General features: G+C 71.6%; 13 protein-coding genes. 10 read left to right on the forward strand and 3 right to left on the reverse strand.

What is annotated here, in order from left to right; translation table 11 throughout:
- Nucleotides 1-198: 198 nt before the first annotated feature.
- The 5 genes from ACZ6JY_RS29360 to ACZ6JY_RS29380 all read left to right on the forward strand — a co-directional run bounded on the left by ACZ6JY_RS29360 (nucleotide 199) and on the right by ACZ6JY_RS29380 (nucleotide 7278).
- Nucleotides 199-1395, forward strand: coding sequence for a sensor histidine kinase (locus ACZ6JY_RS29360; RefSeq protein ID WP_469200540.1), 1197 nt, complete (start codon nucleotides 199-201; stop codon nucleotides 1393-1395).
- A 231-nt stretch (nucleotides 1396-1626) separates the two neighbouring features.
- Nucleotides 1627-3012, forward strand: coding sequence for a sensor histidine kinase (locus ACZ6JY_RS29365; RefSeq protein WP_469200830.1), 1386 nt, complete (start codon nucleotides 1627-1629; stop codon nucleotides 3010-3012).
- 283 nt (nucleotides 3013-3295) lie between these two features.
- Nucleotides 3296-3955: a LuxR C-terminal-related transcriptional regulator gene (locus tag ACZ6JY_RS29370; RefSeq protein WP_469200832.1), complete on the forward strand. Its 660-nt coding sequence runs from the start codon at nucleotides 3296-3298 to the stop codon at nucleotides 3953-3955.
- Nucleotides 3956-4265: 310 nt separating this feature from the next.
- On the forward strand, nucleotides 4266-6194 hold the full coding sequence (locus ACZ6JY_RS29375; RefSeq protein ID WP_469200542.1) for a 2-oxoacid:acceptor oxidoreductase subunit alpha: 1929 nt from the start codon (nucleotides 4266-4268) through the stop codon (nucleotides 6192-6194).
- Nucleotides 6187-7278: a 2-oxoacid:ferredoxin oxidoreductase subunit beta gene (locus ACZ6JY_RS29380; RefSeq protein ID WP_447038022.1), complete on the forward strand. Its 1092-nt coding sequence runs from the start codon at nucleotides 6187-6189 to the stop codon at nucleotides 7276-7278. Before ACZ6JY_RS29375 ends, ACZ6JY_RS29380 begins: the two co-directional genes overlap by 8 nt.
- A gap of 43 nt (nucleotides 7279-7321) precedes the next feature.
- On the opposite strand, the gene ACZ6JY_RS29385 is transcribed toward ACZ6JY_RS29380, so the two are convergent.
- Complete coding sequence (locus ACZ6JY_RS29385; RefSeq protein WP_469200833.1) at nucleotides 7322-7690, reverse strand: winged helix-turn-helix transcriptional regulator; 369 nt, start codon at nucleotides 7688-7690, stop codon at nucleotides 7322-7324.
- Nucleotides 7691-7835: 145 nt separating this feature from the next.
- Between ACZ6JY_RS29385 and ACZ6JY_RS29390 the strand changes: the two genes are divergently transcribed.
- The 5 genes from ACZ6JY_RS29390 to ACZ6JY_RS29410 all read left to right on the forward strand — a co-directional run bounded on the left by ACZ6JY_RS29390 (nucleotide 7836) and on the right by ACZ6JY_RS29410 (nucleotide 12811).
- Nucleotides 7836-8696 (forward strand): SDR family oxidoreductase, encoded by an 861-nt coding sequence (locus ACZ6JY_RS29390; protein WP_469200544.1) that lies wholly within the window; start codon nucleotides 7836-7838, stop codon nucleotides 8694-8696.
- Between the two features lie 137 nt (nucleotides 8697-8833).
- On the forward strand, nucleotides 8834-9820 hold the full coding sequence (rarD, locus tag ACZ6JY_RS29395) for an EamA family transporter RarD (protein WP_469200546.1): 987 nt from the start codon (nucleotides 8834-8836) through the stop codon (nucleotides 9818-9820).
- Nucleotides 9821-9914: 94 nt separating this feature from the next.
- The gene (locus ACZ6JY_RS29400; protein WP_469200547.1) at nucleotides 9915-10367 is read left to right on the forward strand and encodes a VOC family protein; all 453 of its coding nucleotides are present in this window, start codon (nucleotides 9915-9917) and stop codon (nucleotides 10365-10367) included.
- A gap of 109 nt (nucleotides 10368-10476) precedes the next feature.
- Nucleotides 10477-12099 (forward strand): hypothetical protein, encoded by a 1623-nt coding sequence (locus ACZ6JY_RS29405; RefSeq protein ID WP_469200549.1) that lies wholly within the window; start codon nucleotides 10477-10479, stop codon nucleotides 12097-12099.
- 115 nt (nucleotides 12100-12214) lie between these two features.
- Nucleotides 12215-12811 (forward strand): flavodoxin family protein, encoded by a 597-nt coding sequence (locus tag ACZ6JY_RS29410; RefSeq protein WP_469200551.1) that lies wholly within the window; start codon nucleotides 12215-12217, stop codon nucleotides 12809-12811.
- Between the two features lie 17 nt (nucleotides 12812-12828).
- Here the strand turns inward: ACZ6JY_RS29410 and ACZ6JY_RS29415 are convergent, their stop codons facing one another.
- Together ACZ6JY_RS29415 and ACZ6JY_RS29420 are read right to left on the reverse strand one after the other, a co-directional pair.
- Nucleotides 12829-13731: an ABC transporter permease gene (locus ACZ6JY_RS29415; protein WP_469200835.1), complete on the reverse strand. Its 903-nt coding sequence runs from the start codon at nucleotides 13729-13731 to the stop codon at nucleotides 12829-12831.
- A 223-nt stretch (nucleotides 13732-13954) separates the two neighbouring features.
- Nucleotides 13955-14986, reverse strand: coding sequence for an ABC transporter ATP-binding protein (locus ACZ6JY_RS29420; RefSeq protein ID WP_469200554.1), 1032 nt, complete (start codon nucleotides 14984-14986; stop codon nucleotides 13955-13957).
- Between the last annotated feature and the right edge of the window lie 41 nt (nucleotides 14987-15027).

Genomic DNA, 15027 nt, shown 5'->3' on the forward strand with positions numbered 1-15027 from the left:
ACCGCCCTGACCTGATCCCGTTCGACGATCTGTACGCACGGGAGTCTAGGGCCTGCTAAAGGCTCCGTAAGCAGAGCGTCACGCATCGGTCATCACTTGGCGGCACGTATGCGCCGGGCCGGGGGTGGGGTTATCCCCCGGGCGTCCGGGCGGAGCACCTCATGGCATTACGGCGGCGGGCCGTGCACTCTGGCGCTTATGACCGCACGCGCCACGCCCACGCACGACGACCGACCGCCCCCCGCGCGGCTCGCGTACGACCGGCACACCTGGAAGGAGATCTCCCAGCTCCTGACGAACCTGCCGGTGGGAATCGTCGGCTTCGCCTACGCGGTGCCCGTCGTCGCGCTGGGCGCGGGCCTGACGGTGACGGTCGTCGGCCTGCCGCTGCTCGCGCTCGGGCTGCTCGGCGCGCGCCGCTTCGGCATGTTCGAGCGGGCGCGGGCCAGGAAGCTGCTCGGGGTACGGGTGGAGGAGCCGAGCCCGATGCCGGGCATCGGCAGGAGCGGCTTCCCCGGCTGGCTGTGGTCGAGCCTGAAGGACCCGGTGGGCTGGCGCGCCATGCTGTACGCGTTCCTCCGGCTGCCCTGGGGCATCTTCACCTTCGTCGTCACGGTCATCGGCCTCTTCGTGCTCTGGCCGGTGCTGCCCTTCGTGGTGCGCGGCCTGACCAACGTGGACCGGGTGCTGGTGCGCGCACTCCTCTGCCCCTCCGACGAGTTGGAACGGCGCATCGCCGAACTGGAGTCCGACCGGGGCGTCGTCGTGGACACCGCGGCGGCCGACCTGCGCCGCATCGAGCGCGATCTGCACGACGGCGCGCAGGCCCGCCTGGTCGCCCTCGCCATGGGGCTCGGCCTCGCCAAGGAGAAGCTGACCGAGGACCCGGAAGCCGCCGCCCGCATGGTGGACGAGGCGCACGGCGAGGTGAAGGTCGCCCTCCAGGAACTGCGCGACCTGGCCCGCGGCATCCACCCCGCCGTCCTCACCGACCGCGGTCTGAACGCCGCGCTCTCCTCCCTCGCCGCCCGCTGCACGGTGCCGGTGAGGGTCACCGCCGACCTGCCGGCGCGCCCGGCGGCGGCCATCGAGGGCAGCGCGTACTTCACGGTCTCCGAGCTGCTCCAGAACGTCAGCAAGCACAGCGGGGCGCGGCAGGCGAGCGTCGAGGTGTGGCGTGCCGAGGACCGCCTGCTGATCCAGGTGTGGGACGACGGCAAGGGGGGCGCGCGGCTCGACGGCGGCTCGGGCATGGCGGGGCTCGCAGACCGGCTCGGCGCCGTCGACGGGCTCTTCATCATCGACTCGCCGCCGGGCGGTCCCACGACGATCACCGCGGAACTGCCGTGGCGGGACCGCGCCACGAACACGGCTACGGGCGTACGCCTCGCGTGACCTGAAGCGAAGCCCGTGACGGTTCCCGTGATGGTCCCGGCCGGGTGCCACGGGGTAGGGAAAACCCCCGCTCCAAGACGCCGACGCACTCCATGGTCGCGTCCGCCGCGCCAAGCGACTCTGTAAGCACGGCAAATGCACCGCAACGGCGACGGCAACGGCAACGGCAACGGCAACGGCAACGGCAACGGCAACGGCAACGGGCAGCTCTAGCAGAAACGGATGGCAGCGATGGCCATGGACCACGGACAGGGGTACACGTACATGGAGCGGCCCGGCACGGAGCGGTCCGACATGGAGCGGTCCGGCTTCCACGGAGGCGGCGTCGCGAAGAGGCACCGCCTGCCCGCCGGGCTGCGCGCGCCGATCGAGGCCCGCGCCTGGAAGGAGTTCGGCTACACCCTGCTGAGCCTGCCGATCGGCATCACGGCCTTCGTCTTCGCGGTCACGATGCTCTCCCTGGGCGCCGGCCTGCTGATCACCTTCATCGGCATCCCGGTGCTCGCCGCCGCGCTGGCGGGATGCCGCGGGATCGGCGCTCTGGAGCGGACGAGGGCGAGGGCGCTGCTCGACCTGGACATCGCGGCGCCGGAGCCGCTGCGCCCCCGGACGCGCGGCGCGTTCTCGGTCATCGGGGCCGTCCTCAAGAGCGGCGCGTCCTGGCGGCACGTGCTCTACTCGCTGCTGCTCATGCCGTGGTCGATCTTCTCGTTCGTCGTGGCGGCGGTCTTCTGGAGCTACGGCTGGATGATGCTCACGTATCCGCTGTGGTTCTGGCTCTTCCCGCTGTACGGGGGTCAGGGCGGCATCCAGCTCTACGGTGACGACAACCACAGCATCTACCTCGACAACCCCTTCGAGATCGGCGTCACCGCGGCGACCGGCCTGCTCGTCACGCTGGCCACCCCCTGGATCCTGCGGGCCCTGACGACCGTGGACCGCGTGGCGGTCGTCGGGCTGCTCGGCCCCTCGCGCCTCGCGACCCGCGTCGTCGAACTGGAGTCGGACCGCGGCGTCGTCGTGGACACCGCGGCGGCCGACCTGCGCCGCATCGAGCGCGATCTGCACGACGGCGCGCAGGCCCGCCTGGTCGCCCTCGCCATGGACCTGGGCCTCGCCAAGGAGAAGCTGACCGAGGACCCGGAAGCCGCCGCCCGCATGGTGGACGAGGCGCACGGCGAAGTGAAGGTCGCCCTCCAGGAGCTGCGCGACCTGGCCCGCGGCATCCACCCCGCCGTCCTCACCGACCGCGGCCTCGACGCGGCGCTGTCCGCGCTCGCCGCCCGCTGCACGGTGCCGGTCCAGGTGGAGGTCGACCTGGCGACGCGCCCTGCGGCCGCCATCGAGGGCATCGCGTACTTCACGGTCTCCGAGCTGCTCCAGAACGTCAGCAAGCACAGCCGGGCGACGCAGGGTTCGGTCGACGTGTGGCGGTCGGACGACCGGCTGATGCTCCAGGTCATCGACAACGGCGCGGGCGGCGCCGACGTCTCGGCGGGCTCCGGGCTCGCGGGGCTCGCGGAGCGGCTCGACGCGGTCGACGGAATCCTCGTGGTGGACTCACCGCAGGGCGGCCCGACCTCGGTCACGGCCGAACTCCCCTGGCGCCACGCCTGAGCCGCCGGGCGCCACGCTTCAGCCGCCGGACGCCACGCCACAACTCACAAGCGCCCGGCACAAGTTGCCCGGCAGCCCCGTCTTCGGCCCCGCACCGCCCCGTTCCGCCCCCGGACCGGGGCGGCGCGGTGTGCCATGGACGTGCCCAGTCTGGTGACAGAGCCGGTGAGCAGCCGCGGATCGCGCGATACTGGGGTGGCCGGGTGTACGGACCGACGTGACGGACGTCGGACGGGGCCCCGGCAGCCGAGCGGTCGGGGGGCCGAGAACAGTGGAGGACACAGTGCGGGTGGTCATCGCCGAGGATTCAGTGCTGCTCAGGGAGGGCCTGACCCGGTTGCTGACCGACCGCGGGCACGACGTGGTCGCCGGCGTGGGTGACGCGGAGGCCCTGATCAAGACGATCACCGACCTCGCGGCGCGGAACGCCCTGCCGGACGTGGTCGTGGCCGACGTGAGGATGCCGCCGACGCACACCGACGAAGGGGTGCGGGCCGCGGTGTATCTGCGTTCCGTGCATCCCGACCTCGGGGTGCTTGTCCTCTCGCAGTACGTCGAGGAGCAGTACGCCACCGAACTGCTCGCCGGGTCGAGCCGGGGCGTGGGCTATCTGCTCAAGGACCGCGTCGCGGAGGTGCGGGAGTTCGTCGACGCGGTGGTGCGGGTGGCCGAGGGCGGCACGGCGCTCGACCCCGAGGTCGTGGCGCAGCTCCTCGGCCGCAGCCGGAAGCAGGACGTTCTCGCGGGGCTCACACCGCGTGAGCGCGAGGTACTCGGGCTGATGGCCGAGGGACGGACGAACTCCGCGGTCGCCCGGCAGCTCGTGGTGAGCGACGGAGCCGTGGAGAAGCACGTCAGCAACATCTTCCTGAAGCTCGGCCTGTCCCAGAGTGACGGGGATCACCGACGCGTGCTCGCCGTTCTCACCTACCTCAACTCGTGACGGCGGACAATCTGGCGGGTAACTACTGACCCAGAAGCATCACTCAGAACCACCGCACGATCACACGGAGCACCGATCAGCCGTACGAGCCACAGTCAGTCCTAGAACCAGAGGATGAGCGGGGAGCGTCATCTATGAAGGGCCGGGGGGCGAGGCAGAACATGGCAAATCAGCGCGAGAAGGCGTCTCAAAAAGGCGTCCATCATGCGAGCTACCCGAGGAAGGCCCCCCTTACCGACGTAGGGTGGGCCCTGGGAACGCCGGGCGTCCCGGCGCTCTCGTTCAGCCGCCTCGAGGGAGGTCCAGTTCAGTGACCAGCCAGGTCAGTAGCCAAGCGGAGCAGGCCGACGCGGCAGTCGTCGGGGGGCAACGCAAGTCGCCCGAGAAAGATGTGCGGCGTCTGGACCGGGTGATCATCCGTTTCGCGGGTGACTCCGGTGACGGCATGCAGCTCACGGGCGACCGGTTCACTTCGGAGACGGCGTCGTTCGGAAACGACCTGTCGACGCTGCCCAACTTCCCGGCCGAGATCAGGGCGCCCGCCGGAACCCTGCCGGGCGTGTCCTCCTTCCAGCTGCACTTCGCCGACCACGACATCCTCACGCCGGGCGACGCGCCGAACGTGCTGGTGGCGATGAACCCGGCGGCGCTGAAGGCGAACATCGGCGACGTGCCGCGCGGCGCGGAGATCATCGTGAACACGGACGAGTTCTCCAAGCGGGCGATGCAGAAGGTCGGCTATGACACCTCGCCGCTGGAGGACGGCTCCCTGGACGGCTACAGCGTGCACCCGGTGCCGCTGACCACGCTGACGGTGGAGGCGCTGAAGGACTTCGACCTCCCGCGCAAGGACGCGGGCCGGTCCAAGAACATGTTCGCCCTCGGCCTGCTGTCGTGGATGTACCACCGGCCGACCGAGGGCACGGAACGCTTCCTGCGGACCAAGTTCGCCAAGAAGCCGGCGATCGCCGAGGCGAACATCGCCGCCTTCCACGCGGGCTGGAACTTCGGCGAGACCACCGAGGACTTCGCGGTCTCCTACGAGGTCGCCCCGGCCACGGCGGCCTTCCCCACCGGCACCTACCGCAACATCTCCGGGAACCTGGCGCTGTCCTACGGGCTGATCGCGGCGGGCCGGCAGGCGGATCTGCCGCTGTATCTGGGCTCGTATCCGATCACGCCGGCCTCGGACATCCTGCACGAGCTGTCCAAGCACAAGAACTTCGGCGTGCGCACCTTCCAGGCCGAGGACGAGATCGCCGGGATCGGCGCGGCGCTGGGCGCGGCCTTCGGCGGCTCGCTGGCGGTGACGACGACGTCCGGTCCTGGTGTGGCGCTGAAGTCGGAGACCATCGGCCTCGCGGTCTCCCTGGAACTGCCGCTGCTGGTCGTGGACATCCAGCGCGGCGGCCCCTCCACCGGCCTGCCGACCAAGACCGAGCAGGCCGACCTGCTCCAGGCGATGTACGGGCGCAACGGCGAGGCGCCGGTGCCGATCGTGGCGCCCAGGACCCCGGCGGACTGCTTCGACGCGGCGCTGGAGGCGGCCCGCATCGCGGTCACCTACCGCACCCCGGTCTTCCTGCTCTCCGACGGCTACCTGGCCAACGGCTCCGAGCCCTGGCGCATCCCCGAGGTCGACGAACTGCCCGACCTGCGGGTGCAGTTCGCCTCCGGCACCAACCACACCGAGGACGACGGCACCGAGGTCTTCTGGCCCTACAAGCGTGATCCGCAGACCCTGGCCCGCCCCTGGGCGATCCCGGGCACGCCGGGCCTGGAACACCGCATCGGCGGCATCGAGAAGCAGAACGGCACGGGCAACATCTCCTACGACCCGGCCAACCACGACTTCATGGTCCGCACCCGCCAGGCCAAGGTCGACGGCATCCGGGTACCCGACCTCGAAGTCGACGACATGGACGGCAAAGCCACCACCCTGGTCCTGGGCTGGGGCTCCACGTACGGACCGATCACGGCGGCGGTGCGCAGGCTGCGCGCGGCCGGGCAGCCCATCGCCCAGGCCCATCTGCGCCACCTCAACCCCTTCCCCGCCAATCTCGGCGAGGTCCTGAAGGGCTACGACAAGGTGGTGGTCCCCGAGATGAACCTCGGCCAGCTCGCCACCCTCATCAGGGCGAAATACCTGGTGGACGCGGTCTCGTACAACCAGGTCAACGGAATGCCGTTCAAGGCCGAGCAGCTCGCCACCGCTTTGAAGGAGGCCATCGATGGCTGACACGAAGACGGCCGAGTCGGAAGGCACCGGGAGCACGATCGAAGCGCTTTCCCTGGTGCCCAAGGCCGAGGCCAAGCAGTCCATGAAGGACTTCAAGTCCGACCAGGAGGTGCGTTGGTGCCCCGGCTGCGGTGACTACGCCGTGCTGGCGGCCGTGCAGGGCTTCATGCCCGAACTCGGCCTGGCGAAGGAGAACATCGTCTTCGTCTCGGGCATCGGCTGCTCCTCCCGCTTCCCGTACTACATGAACACCTACGGGATGCACTCCATCCACGGCCGCGCCCCGGCCATCGCCACCGGCCTGGCCTCCTCGCGTCGCGACCTGTCCGTGTGGGTGGTCACCGGGGACGGCGACGCGCTGTCCATCGGCGGCAACCACCTCATCCACGCCCTGCGCCGCAACGTGAACCTGAAGATCCTGCTGTTCAACAACCGGATCTACGGCCTCACCAAGGGCCAGTACAGCCCCACCTCCGAGGTCGGCAAGATCACCAAGTCGACCCCGATGGGCTCCCTGGACGCCCCCTTCAACCCCGTATCCCTCGCCATCGGCGCGGAGGCCTCCTTCGTGGCGCGCACGGTCGACTCCGACCGCAAGCACCTCACCAGCGTGCTGCGGGAGGCCGCCGAGCACCCCGGCACGGCCCTGGTGGAGATCTACCAGAACTGCAACATCTTCAACGACGGCGCCTTCGAGGTCCTGAAGGACAAGCAGCAGGCCGAGGAAGCGGTCATCCGCCTGGAGCACGGACAGCCCATCCGCTTCGGCACCGACGCCTCCAAGGGTGTCGTACGCGATCCGGCCACCGGCGACCTGAAGGTCGTCGCGGTCACACCGGAGAACGAGCGCGACATCCTCGTCCACGACGCGCACTCCACGTCGCCGACGACCGCGTTCGCCCTCTCCCGCCTGGCCGACCCGGACACCCTGCACCACACCCCGATCGGCGTCTTCCGCAACACCGAACGCCCGGTCTACGACACGCTCATGGCCGACCAGCTCGACACCGCCATCGAGCAGAACGGCAAGGGCGACCTCGCCGCGCTGCTCGCGGGCGGCGACACATGGACGGTCGTCGGCTAGCCCGGCGCCGTTCGTCCCGCGGCCGAGGCCCGTTCCTGATCTCTCAGGACCGGGCCTCGTCGTATGCCGTGCGTGCCTTCTGTACGTCGGCCATGCGCCGCTCCGTCCAGGCCGCGAGGGCCCTGACCTGCTCGGCGGCCTCGCGGCCCAGCTCCGTGAGGGAGTAGTCGACGCGGGGCGGGATGACCGGCTTGGCGTCGCGGTGCACCAGGCCGTCGCGCTCCAGGGTCTGCAACGTCTGGGTCAGCATCTTCTCGCTGACGCGGCCGATGGCGCGGCGCAGCTCGCTGAAGCGGTACGAGCGCTCCTCCAGGGCGATGAGCGCGAGCACGCCCCAGCGGCTCGTGACGTGCTCCAGGACGAGCCGGTGCGGACACATGGCCTCGCCGTCGCGCATCGCCTGAAGTTTCATCGCCTGCGGATTCGAGGTGCTTACTACCCCTTCACTTACTGCCATGCCAGTACCTTACTTCAAAGTGGGTACTTTCCAATAGTTAGTGCCAAGCCTAGGGTGAGTGTCATACGGAACTTCAACCGCGTAACAGGAGCATTCAGACATGAGCATCGTCGTCACCGGAGCCACCGGACACCTCGGCCGCCTCGTCATCGAGGGCCTCCTCGCCGCCGGCGTGCCCGCGGCGGAGGTCGTCGCCGCCGTCCGCGACAAGGACAGGGCCGCCGGCCTCGCCGAGCGCGGCGTCGAGCTGCGGATCGCCGACTACAACGCCCCCGAGACGCTGAGCGGCGTCTTCGCGGCGGGCGACCGGGTCCTGCTGATCTCCGGCAGCGAGGTCGGGCAGCGGGTGCCGCAGCACCGCGCGGTGATCGGCGCCGCGCGCGACGCCGGCGTGGCGCTGCTCGCCTACACGGGGATCCTCGGCGGCCCCGACGCCGACTTCGACCTGGCGGCCGAGCACAAGGCGACCGAGGAGCTGATCCTGGAGTCGGGGCTGCCGTACACGTTCCTGCGGAACGGCTGGTACCACGAGAACTACACCGAGAACCTCGCGCCCGTCCTCGCGCACGGCGCCGTCGTCGGCTCCGCCGGCGAGGGCCGCATCGCCTCCGCCTCGCGCGCCGACTACGCCGCGGCGGCCGTCACCGTCCTGACCGGCGAGGGCCACGAGGGCAAGGCCTACGAGCTGAGCGGCGACGTCGCGTGGAGCCTGCGGGAGTACGCCGCGGAGGTCGCGCGGCTCAGCGGCAAGGAGATCTCGTACGCGGACGTCTCCGCCGATGAGCACCTCGCGGTGCTCACCGGGGCCGGGCTGCCGGAGCCGCTGGCCGCGATACTCGTCGACGTCGACGCGGCCATAGGGCGGGGGCGCCTCGCGGGGACGAGCGGTGACCTCTCCCGGCTGATCGGCCGGCCCACCACCCCCATCGCGGACGCGGTGGCCGCGGCCCTGCGCGGCTAAGGCCAGGGGCTAGGGGCCAGGGGTTTCGGGCCGGGGTGATGTCATGAGCGTCTCCCTCATACGGACATGACAGGCGGGGCCCCTCGGCGCTACCTTCGTACCGGCAGCGTGGGGCTGTCGTGCAGCGAGGAGGGGCCGTGGACAGCGGAGCAGCCGAAGCGTCGAGGCGCGAGCAGCGCGCAGGGCTCCTGAACGGCTTCGCGGCCTATGGGATGTGGGGCCTGGTCCCCCTCTTCTGGCCGCTCCTCAAGCCCGCCGGGGCCGGGGAGATCCTCGCGCACCGCATGGCGTGGTCGCTCGTCCTGGTGGGCGTCGCGCTGCTCTTCGTACGGCGATGGGGCTGGGCCCGCGAACTCGTGCGGCAGCCGCGCAGGCTGGGCCTGGTGACGATCGCCGCGGCGGTCATCACCGTCAACTGGGGCGTCTACATCTGGGCCGTGAACTCCGGCCACGTCGTCGAGGCCTCGCTCGGCTACTTCATCAACCCCCTGGTCACCATCGCCATGGGCGTCCTGCTCCTCGGCGAACGGCTGCGCCCCGTGCAGTGGACGGCGGTCGCCGTCGGCCTCGCGGCGGTCCTCGTGCTCGCCTTCGGCTACGGGCAGCCGCCGTGGATCTCGCTCTGCCTCGCCTTCTCCTTCGCCACGTACGGCCTGGTCAAGAAGAAGGTCAACCTCGGGGGCCTGGAGTCGCTCGCCGCCGAGACCGCCGTGCAGTTCCTGCCCGCGCTCGGCTATCTGGTGTGGCTCGGCGCGCAGGGCGACGCCACGTTCGGCACGGAGGGCCTCGGGCACGGGGCGCTGCTCGCGGCCACGGGTGTGGTGACCGCCGCCCCGATGGTCTGCTTCGGGGCCGCGGCGATACGGGTGCCGCTCTCGACGCTGGGGCTGCTTCAGTACCTCGCCCCGGTCTTCCAGTTCCTCCTCGGCATCCTCTACTTCCACGAGGCCATGCCGCCCGAGCGCTGGGCGGGCTTCGGGCTCGTATGGCTGGCGCTCTCCCTGCTCACGTGGGACGCGCTGCGGACGGCGCGGCGCAACGCCACCCGTCTGGCCGCCGCCCGGAAGGCCGCTGCCGCCGAGCCGGCAGCCCCCACGAAGGGCGAGCCGGAGCCCGCGGCCTGAGGGCGCAGCTCAGCTCCGCGGGGGCCGAGTCGTGCAGAGACGCCCAGCGTTTTGCACCTATCCCTGCCATGAGGTAACCGCTATAACTGGTTACATGACCACTCTGCACTGGAAGCTCGTCATCGACGCCACCGATCCGCACGCCCAAGCCGCGTTCTGGGGCGAGGTGTTGGGCTACGAGATGGAGGACCACAGCGCCCTGGTCGACCGCCTCCTCGGCTTCGGCGCGGTGCCGGAGGCGGTCACCGTCCGGCTCGGCGACCGCCGCGCGTGGCGCGACCTCGCCGCGGTGCGGCACCCTGAGGACCCGCACGAGCCGGAGAGCGGCACCGGCCTGGGCCGCCGCATCCTCTTCCAGCGCGTCCCCGAGCCCAAGTCCGGCAAGAACCGCCTCCACCTGGACGTCCACTCGGCGCCGGGGCGGCGCGACGACGAGGTGACCCGCATCGAACTCCTGGGCGCCACCGTGGCGCGGCACGTCAAGGAGCAGGGCGGCGAATGGGTGATCATGACGGACCCGGAGGGGAACGAGTTCTGCGTCCACTAGCCGGCTCTCCGCTGGGGGTAGCAGGCTCTCCACTGGGGGCGCGGGGCATGCGGTGGCAAGCTGGGGCGTACGCCGTTGACGCCCGTTCCGTCGCGTAGGAGGCCCCCGCATGGCCGTGACCGGCAGGCCCGTGGCCGAGGAGCGCTTACACGAGGCGGCGTCCGGCCCCCGCCGAATGCCCCGCCCGCACCACCTCCTCCTCGCCGCCTGCGCCCTCTACGCCCTGCTGTCCCTCGCCCTCGTGCCGCTCACCCTGCCTCTCGGGTGGGACGAGCTCGTCTACGTCAGCCGGTTCTCCCCGTACGGGCCGGGCACGGACTTCAGCGCGCCCCGTACCCGTGGTGTGCCCTTGCTGGTCGCGCCCGTGGCTTCCTGGAGCGACTCCGTCGTGCTGCTCCGGGTGTGGCTGCTCCTGCTCTCCAGTGCCGCCCTCTACCTGGCGTTCCTGCCGTGGCTACGGGTGTTGCGGCGAGGCTCGGCCGTCGGCGTCGCCGCCGCGCTGTACGGCGGGCTGTGGATCACGTCGTTCTACGCGAACGGCGCCATGCCCAACCACTACACCGCCATGGGGGGCGTCGGGGCGGTCGGTCTTTTCCTGTGGCGGCGGCAGTCGTCCGTCACGTACGCCGGGGTCGCGGGCTGGCTCGCGCTCGCCACGCTCATGCGCCCCAACGACGGCTTCGCCCTCGGCCTGCCGCTTCTGCTCGCCGCGCTGATCGTGCCCGCCTGGCGGGGGCGGGGGCGCGTCCTGGCCGTGCTCGGCGGGCTCGCGGGGGGCACGCTGCCCTGGGCCATCGAGGCGTACGTACGCTTCGGCGGCGTCCGTGAACGGCTCGCCGAGGCCAGCGAGGTGCAGGGGGACCTGCGTCCGCTGCTGTCCGCCGCGCACCACTTCACCGTGATGGACGGGCCACTGCTCTGCCGCCCGTGCAACAACGACGGCATCCGACTCGTAGCAGCGGAGTGGTGGCTCCTGCTGCCGCTCCTGGTCGGGATAGGCCTATGGAACCTCCACCGCAGCACCCCCCGCACGCCAAGGCTCGGCCACGGCCGGGGGGCCACGCCAACGCCGGGTGCTCGCCACCACCAGGGGGATGCACCACTGTCACGCCTTCGGCACAGCCGGGAGGATGCACCGCCACCGAGTGCCGGCCACCGCCAAGGGGACGCGCCGCCGGGTGATCGGCGCGGGTGGGAGTTGGCCGGTTGTTGGCTTGGCGTGGTCGGTGGTCTCGTCGTCGCGCTGCCCTATCTTCTGCTCGTTCCCTACGCTGCGCCCCGCTTCCTTCTCCCCACCCACGCCCTGCTCGCTCCCGCCGCCGCCCTCGGGCTGCTCGCCGTGGTCGACCTCGTTCGCGGGGCACGGCTTCGGAGGGTTGCCGCCGCCGGGCTCGCGCTCGCCCTTGCCGGGCACCTCGCCGTACAGGCCGCCCTCGCCCACGGCAACGCCCGCATCCAGGCCGGCGCCCGCGGCGACTGGCAGCGCATCGCCGAGGCCCTGCACCAGCACGGCGTCGGCGGCGTGACCGAGCCCTGCGTGCTGGCCGGCAACACGTCCGTCATCCCCGTCGCCCACACCGCCGGCTGCGCGCCCGGCGGCCTGGCCGACCCGCGCCACCCCGCCGCCCTCGTCCTGCGCGGCGCGGCGCCCCCGCGCTGGGCCCACGACTGGCCCCGCCACACGGTGCCCGCCACGTACGCCCCCGGCTGGGTCATCCACGTACGCCCCTGAAGCCCGCACCCCTGGACGCAATTCCTTGCACGTGCATATAGTGCGCATGCAAGGAACTGATGGAGCAGAGCCGCAGAGCCATAGAGCCGTAGAGCCATATCCAGGGGGATTTTCCATGAGCCGCACGTTCCTCTTCGTCCTCGGCAGCGCCCGCACCGGGGGCAACACCGAGACCCTGGCCCGCAAGGCCGCCGAACAGCTTCCCGCCGACGTGGAGCAGCGCTGGCTGCACCTGGCCGACCTGCCGCTGCCCGACTTCGAGGACCTGCGGCACGACGGCATCGGGCCCCGCGCACGCCCCCGGCCCACCAGCGGCAACGAGGCGCTGCTGCTCGACGCCACCCTCGAAGCCACCGACATCGTCATCGCCTCGCCGCTGTACTGGTACTCCGTCTCCGCCACCACCAAGCGCTACCTCGACTTCTGGGACGCCTGGCTGGAGGTTCCGGAGGTCGACTTCAAGGAGAGCCTCAAGGGCCGCACCCTGTGGGGCGTCACCGCGCTCGCGCACCGCGAGGAGGAGGTCGCCGAGCCGCTCATCGGCACGCTGCGGAACACCGCCGCGTTCTTCCCGATGCGCTTCGGCGGCGTCCTGCTCGGCAACGGCAGCCAGCCCGGCAACGTACTCGCCGACGAGCAGGCTCTGCTCCGCGCCAAGACGTTCTTCGCCCAGGAGCCGCAGGTGGCGCGCTTCCCGTACGACAAGGACTGAGCCGACGGCGGCCGGCGTCAGGCCATGATGTCCTTCGCGCCGAACCGCGCCCACGCCGCCGAGCCGAAGACGGCCGCGTACAGCCCCTGCATCTGCAGGTTCTTGACGAGGTCGTCCCAGTAGACCGGCTCGCGCATCAGGTCCGCGAAGGACAGCCAGTAGTGCGAGAAGAAGTACGGGTGCAGGCCGTGCAGCTGCGGTATCTGGTCGAGGATCTGAACCGTGATCAGCAGCCCCACGGTCGTCGCCATCGCCGCGATCCCGCTGCTGGTCAGCGTCGACACGAACAGGCCGAGCGCCGCGACGCCGACCAGTGACGCGGCGACGACGAGCGCGATGAGCAGGGCCCGCAGCAGCCCATCGCCGAAGCTCATGCGCGTGCCGGAGATCGTGGTGACCTCACCGAGCGGGAAGAGGATCGCGCCGGTCGCCAGCGCGGACACGGCGACGACCAGCGTCGCGACCAGGCAGAACGTCAGCGTGGTCGCATACTTGGCGAACAGCAGCCGGGTGCGGCCCGCGGGCGCGACGAGGAGGTAGCGCAGCGTCCCCGCGTTCGCCTCGCCCGCGATGGCGTCGCCCGCGACCACCCCGACGGCCATGGGCAGGAAGATCGGCAGCGTCGCCGCGAGCGCGGTGAAGACCAGGAACAGGCCGTTGTTGGTGATCTGCGCGATGAAGGCGGGGCCGCCCCCTTCGCCGCCCCCGCCGATCGTCGAGCCGTCGCTCGTCTCGATCTTCACGGCGACGCCGACCAGGATCGGCACGGCGGCCAGCACGCCGAGCAGCGCGAGCGTCCGCCAGCGGCGGAAGGTGATCGTCAGCTCGCTGCGGAACAGCCCGAGCGTCCAGAGCGCACGCACCCCCCGCGCACCCCCCACAACCACGGCCCCCGCCCGCCCGGGGCCACCCGGCGACACAGCCCCCGGCTGCCCCGAGGCACCCGCCGCCACAGCCCCCGACTCCCCGGGGCCATCCGCCGACGCAGCCCCCGACAGCCCGGAGACACCCGCCGACGCAGCTCCCGACAGCCCCGGGCCGCCCGCCGACGCAGCCCCCGCCCGCCCGGAAGCACCCGCCGCCACAGCCCCCGGCTGACCAGGGCCGTCGTCCGCCCTCATTTGCTCGGGCATGCCCGCCGGCTCATCCCGCGACATCGAACCCCTCCCCCGTCAGCGCCACGAACGCGTCCTCCAGGGAGGCACGTTCAAGGCCGAAGCCCCGGACGCGCACCCCCGCTTCGACCAGCGCGGCGTTCAGGTCGGCCAGGTCCGTGTCCTCGCCCGCCGGGTCCTTGCCCGGCGGTTCGCCGCTCACGCGCTCCTCCGTCACGACGAGATCCGCCACGCCCCGCTCCTTCAGGACGCGCGCCGCCTCGCCCGCGTCCGGTGTCGTCACGACCAGCCTGCCGCGCGCGCCCGCCGCGAGGTCGGCCACGGGGCCCTGCGTGATGAGGCGGCCCCGCGTCATCACGGCCACGTGCGTGCAGACCTGCTCGATCTCATCGAGGAGGTGCGAGGAGAGGAAGACGGTCGTGCCCTCCGCCGCCAGTTCCCGCACCAGCGTGCGGATCTCCCGCATGCCCTGGGGGTCGAGGCCGTTCGTCGGCTCGTCGAGGACGAGGAGCCGCCGGGGCTGGAGCAGCGCCGCCGCGAGGCCGAGCCGCTGCTTCATCCCGAGCGAGTACGCCTTCGCCTTCTTGCCGGCGGCGGCGGTCAGACCCACCCGGTCGAGAGCGGCCTCGGCGCGCCTTCGGCGGGTACGGGGATCGGCTGCCGGATCGGCGGAGTCGTACCGCAGGAGGTTGTCGCGGCCCGACAGGAAGCCGTACAGGGCAGGGCCCTCGATCAACGCACCGACGTGCGGGAGCACGGTCCGCGTGGCGCGCGGCATGGGGCTTCCGAGGACCCGGGCGGTGCCGGAGGTCGGGGCGATCAGGCCCATCAGCATGCGGATGGTGGTGGTCTTGCCCGAGCCGTTGGGGCCGAGGAAGCCGAAGACGCTGCCCTCGGGGACGCTGAGGTCGAGCCGGTCGACGGCCGGATGCCTGCCGTAGCGCTTGGTGAGGGCGTGCGTCTCGATCACGAGGCGGCCGGAGCCCGCGGGGGCTCCGCCGCCGCCATGGTCCGCTTCCGCGTCCCGCGGCGTCGCGGGTCCCCCGATGGTGCCTGGCACCGCTTCCTCCTGTCGCCCGGGCCCCCGGGCCGTCCGGACCG

This window comes from Streptomyces sp. NPDC046335, assembly GCF_055587985.1.

What these genes read in the sequence shown, in the direction of transcription:
- ACZ6JY_RS29360 (WP_469200540.1), top strand. Translation starts at nt 199, where the DNA reads ATGACCGCACGCGCCACGCCCACGCACGACGACCGACCGCCCCCCGCG.
- ACZ6JY_RS29365 (WP_469200830.1), top strand. Translation starts at nt 1,627, where the DNA reads ATGGCCATGGACCACGGACAGGGGTACACGTACATGGAGCGGCCCGGC.
- ACZ6JY_RS29380 (WP_447038022.1), top strand. Translation starts at nt 6,187, where the DNA reads ATGGCTGACACGAAGACGGCCGAGTCGGAAGGCACCGGGAGCACGATC.
- ACZ6JY_RS29385 (WP_469200833.1), bottom strand. Translation starts at nt 7,690, where the DNA reads ATGAAACTTCAGGCGATGCGCGACGGCGAGGCCATGTGTCCGCACCGG.
- ACZ6JY_RS29390 (WP_469200544.1), top strand. Translation starts at nt 7,836, where the DNA reads ATGAGCATCGTCGTCACCGGAGCCACCGGACACCTCGGCCGCCTCGTC.
- ACZ6JY_RS29400 (WP_469200547.1), top strand. Translation starts at nt 9,915, where the DNA reads ATGACCACTCTGCACTGGAAGCTCGTCATCGACGCCACCGATCCGCAC.
- ACZ6JY_RS29405 (WP_469200549.1), top strand. Translation starts at nt 10,477, where the DNA reads ATGGCCGTGACCGGCAGGCCCGTGGCCGAGGAGCGCTTACACGAGGCG.
- ACZ6JY_RS29410 (WP_469200551.1), top strand. Translation starts at nt 12,215, where the DNA reads ATGAGCCGCACGTTCCTCTTCGTCCTCGGCAGCGCCCGCACCGGGGGC.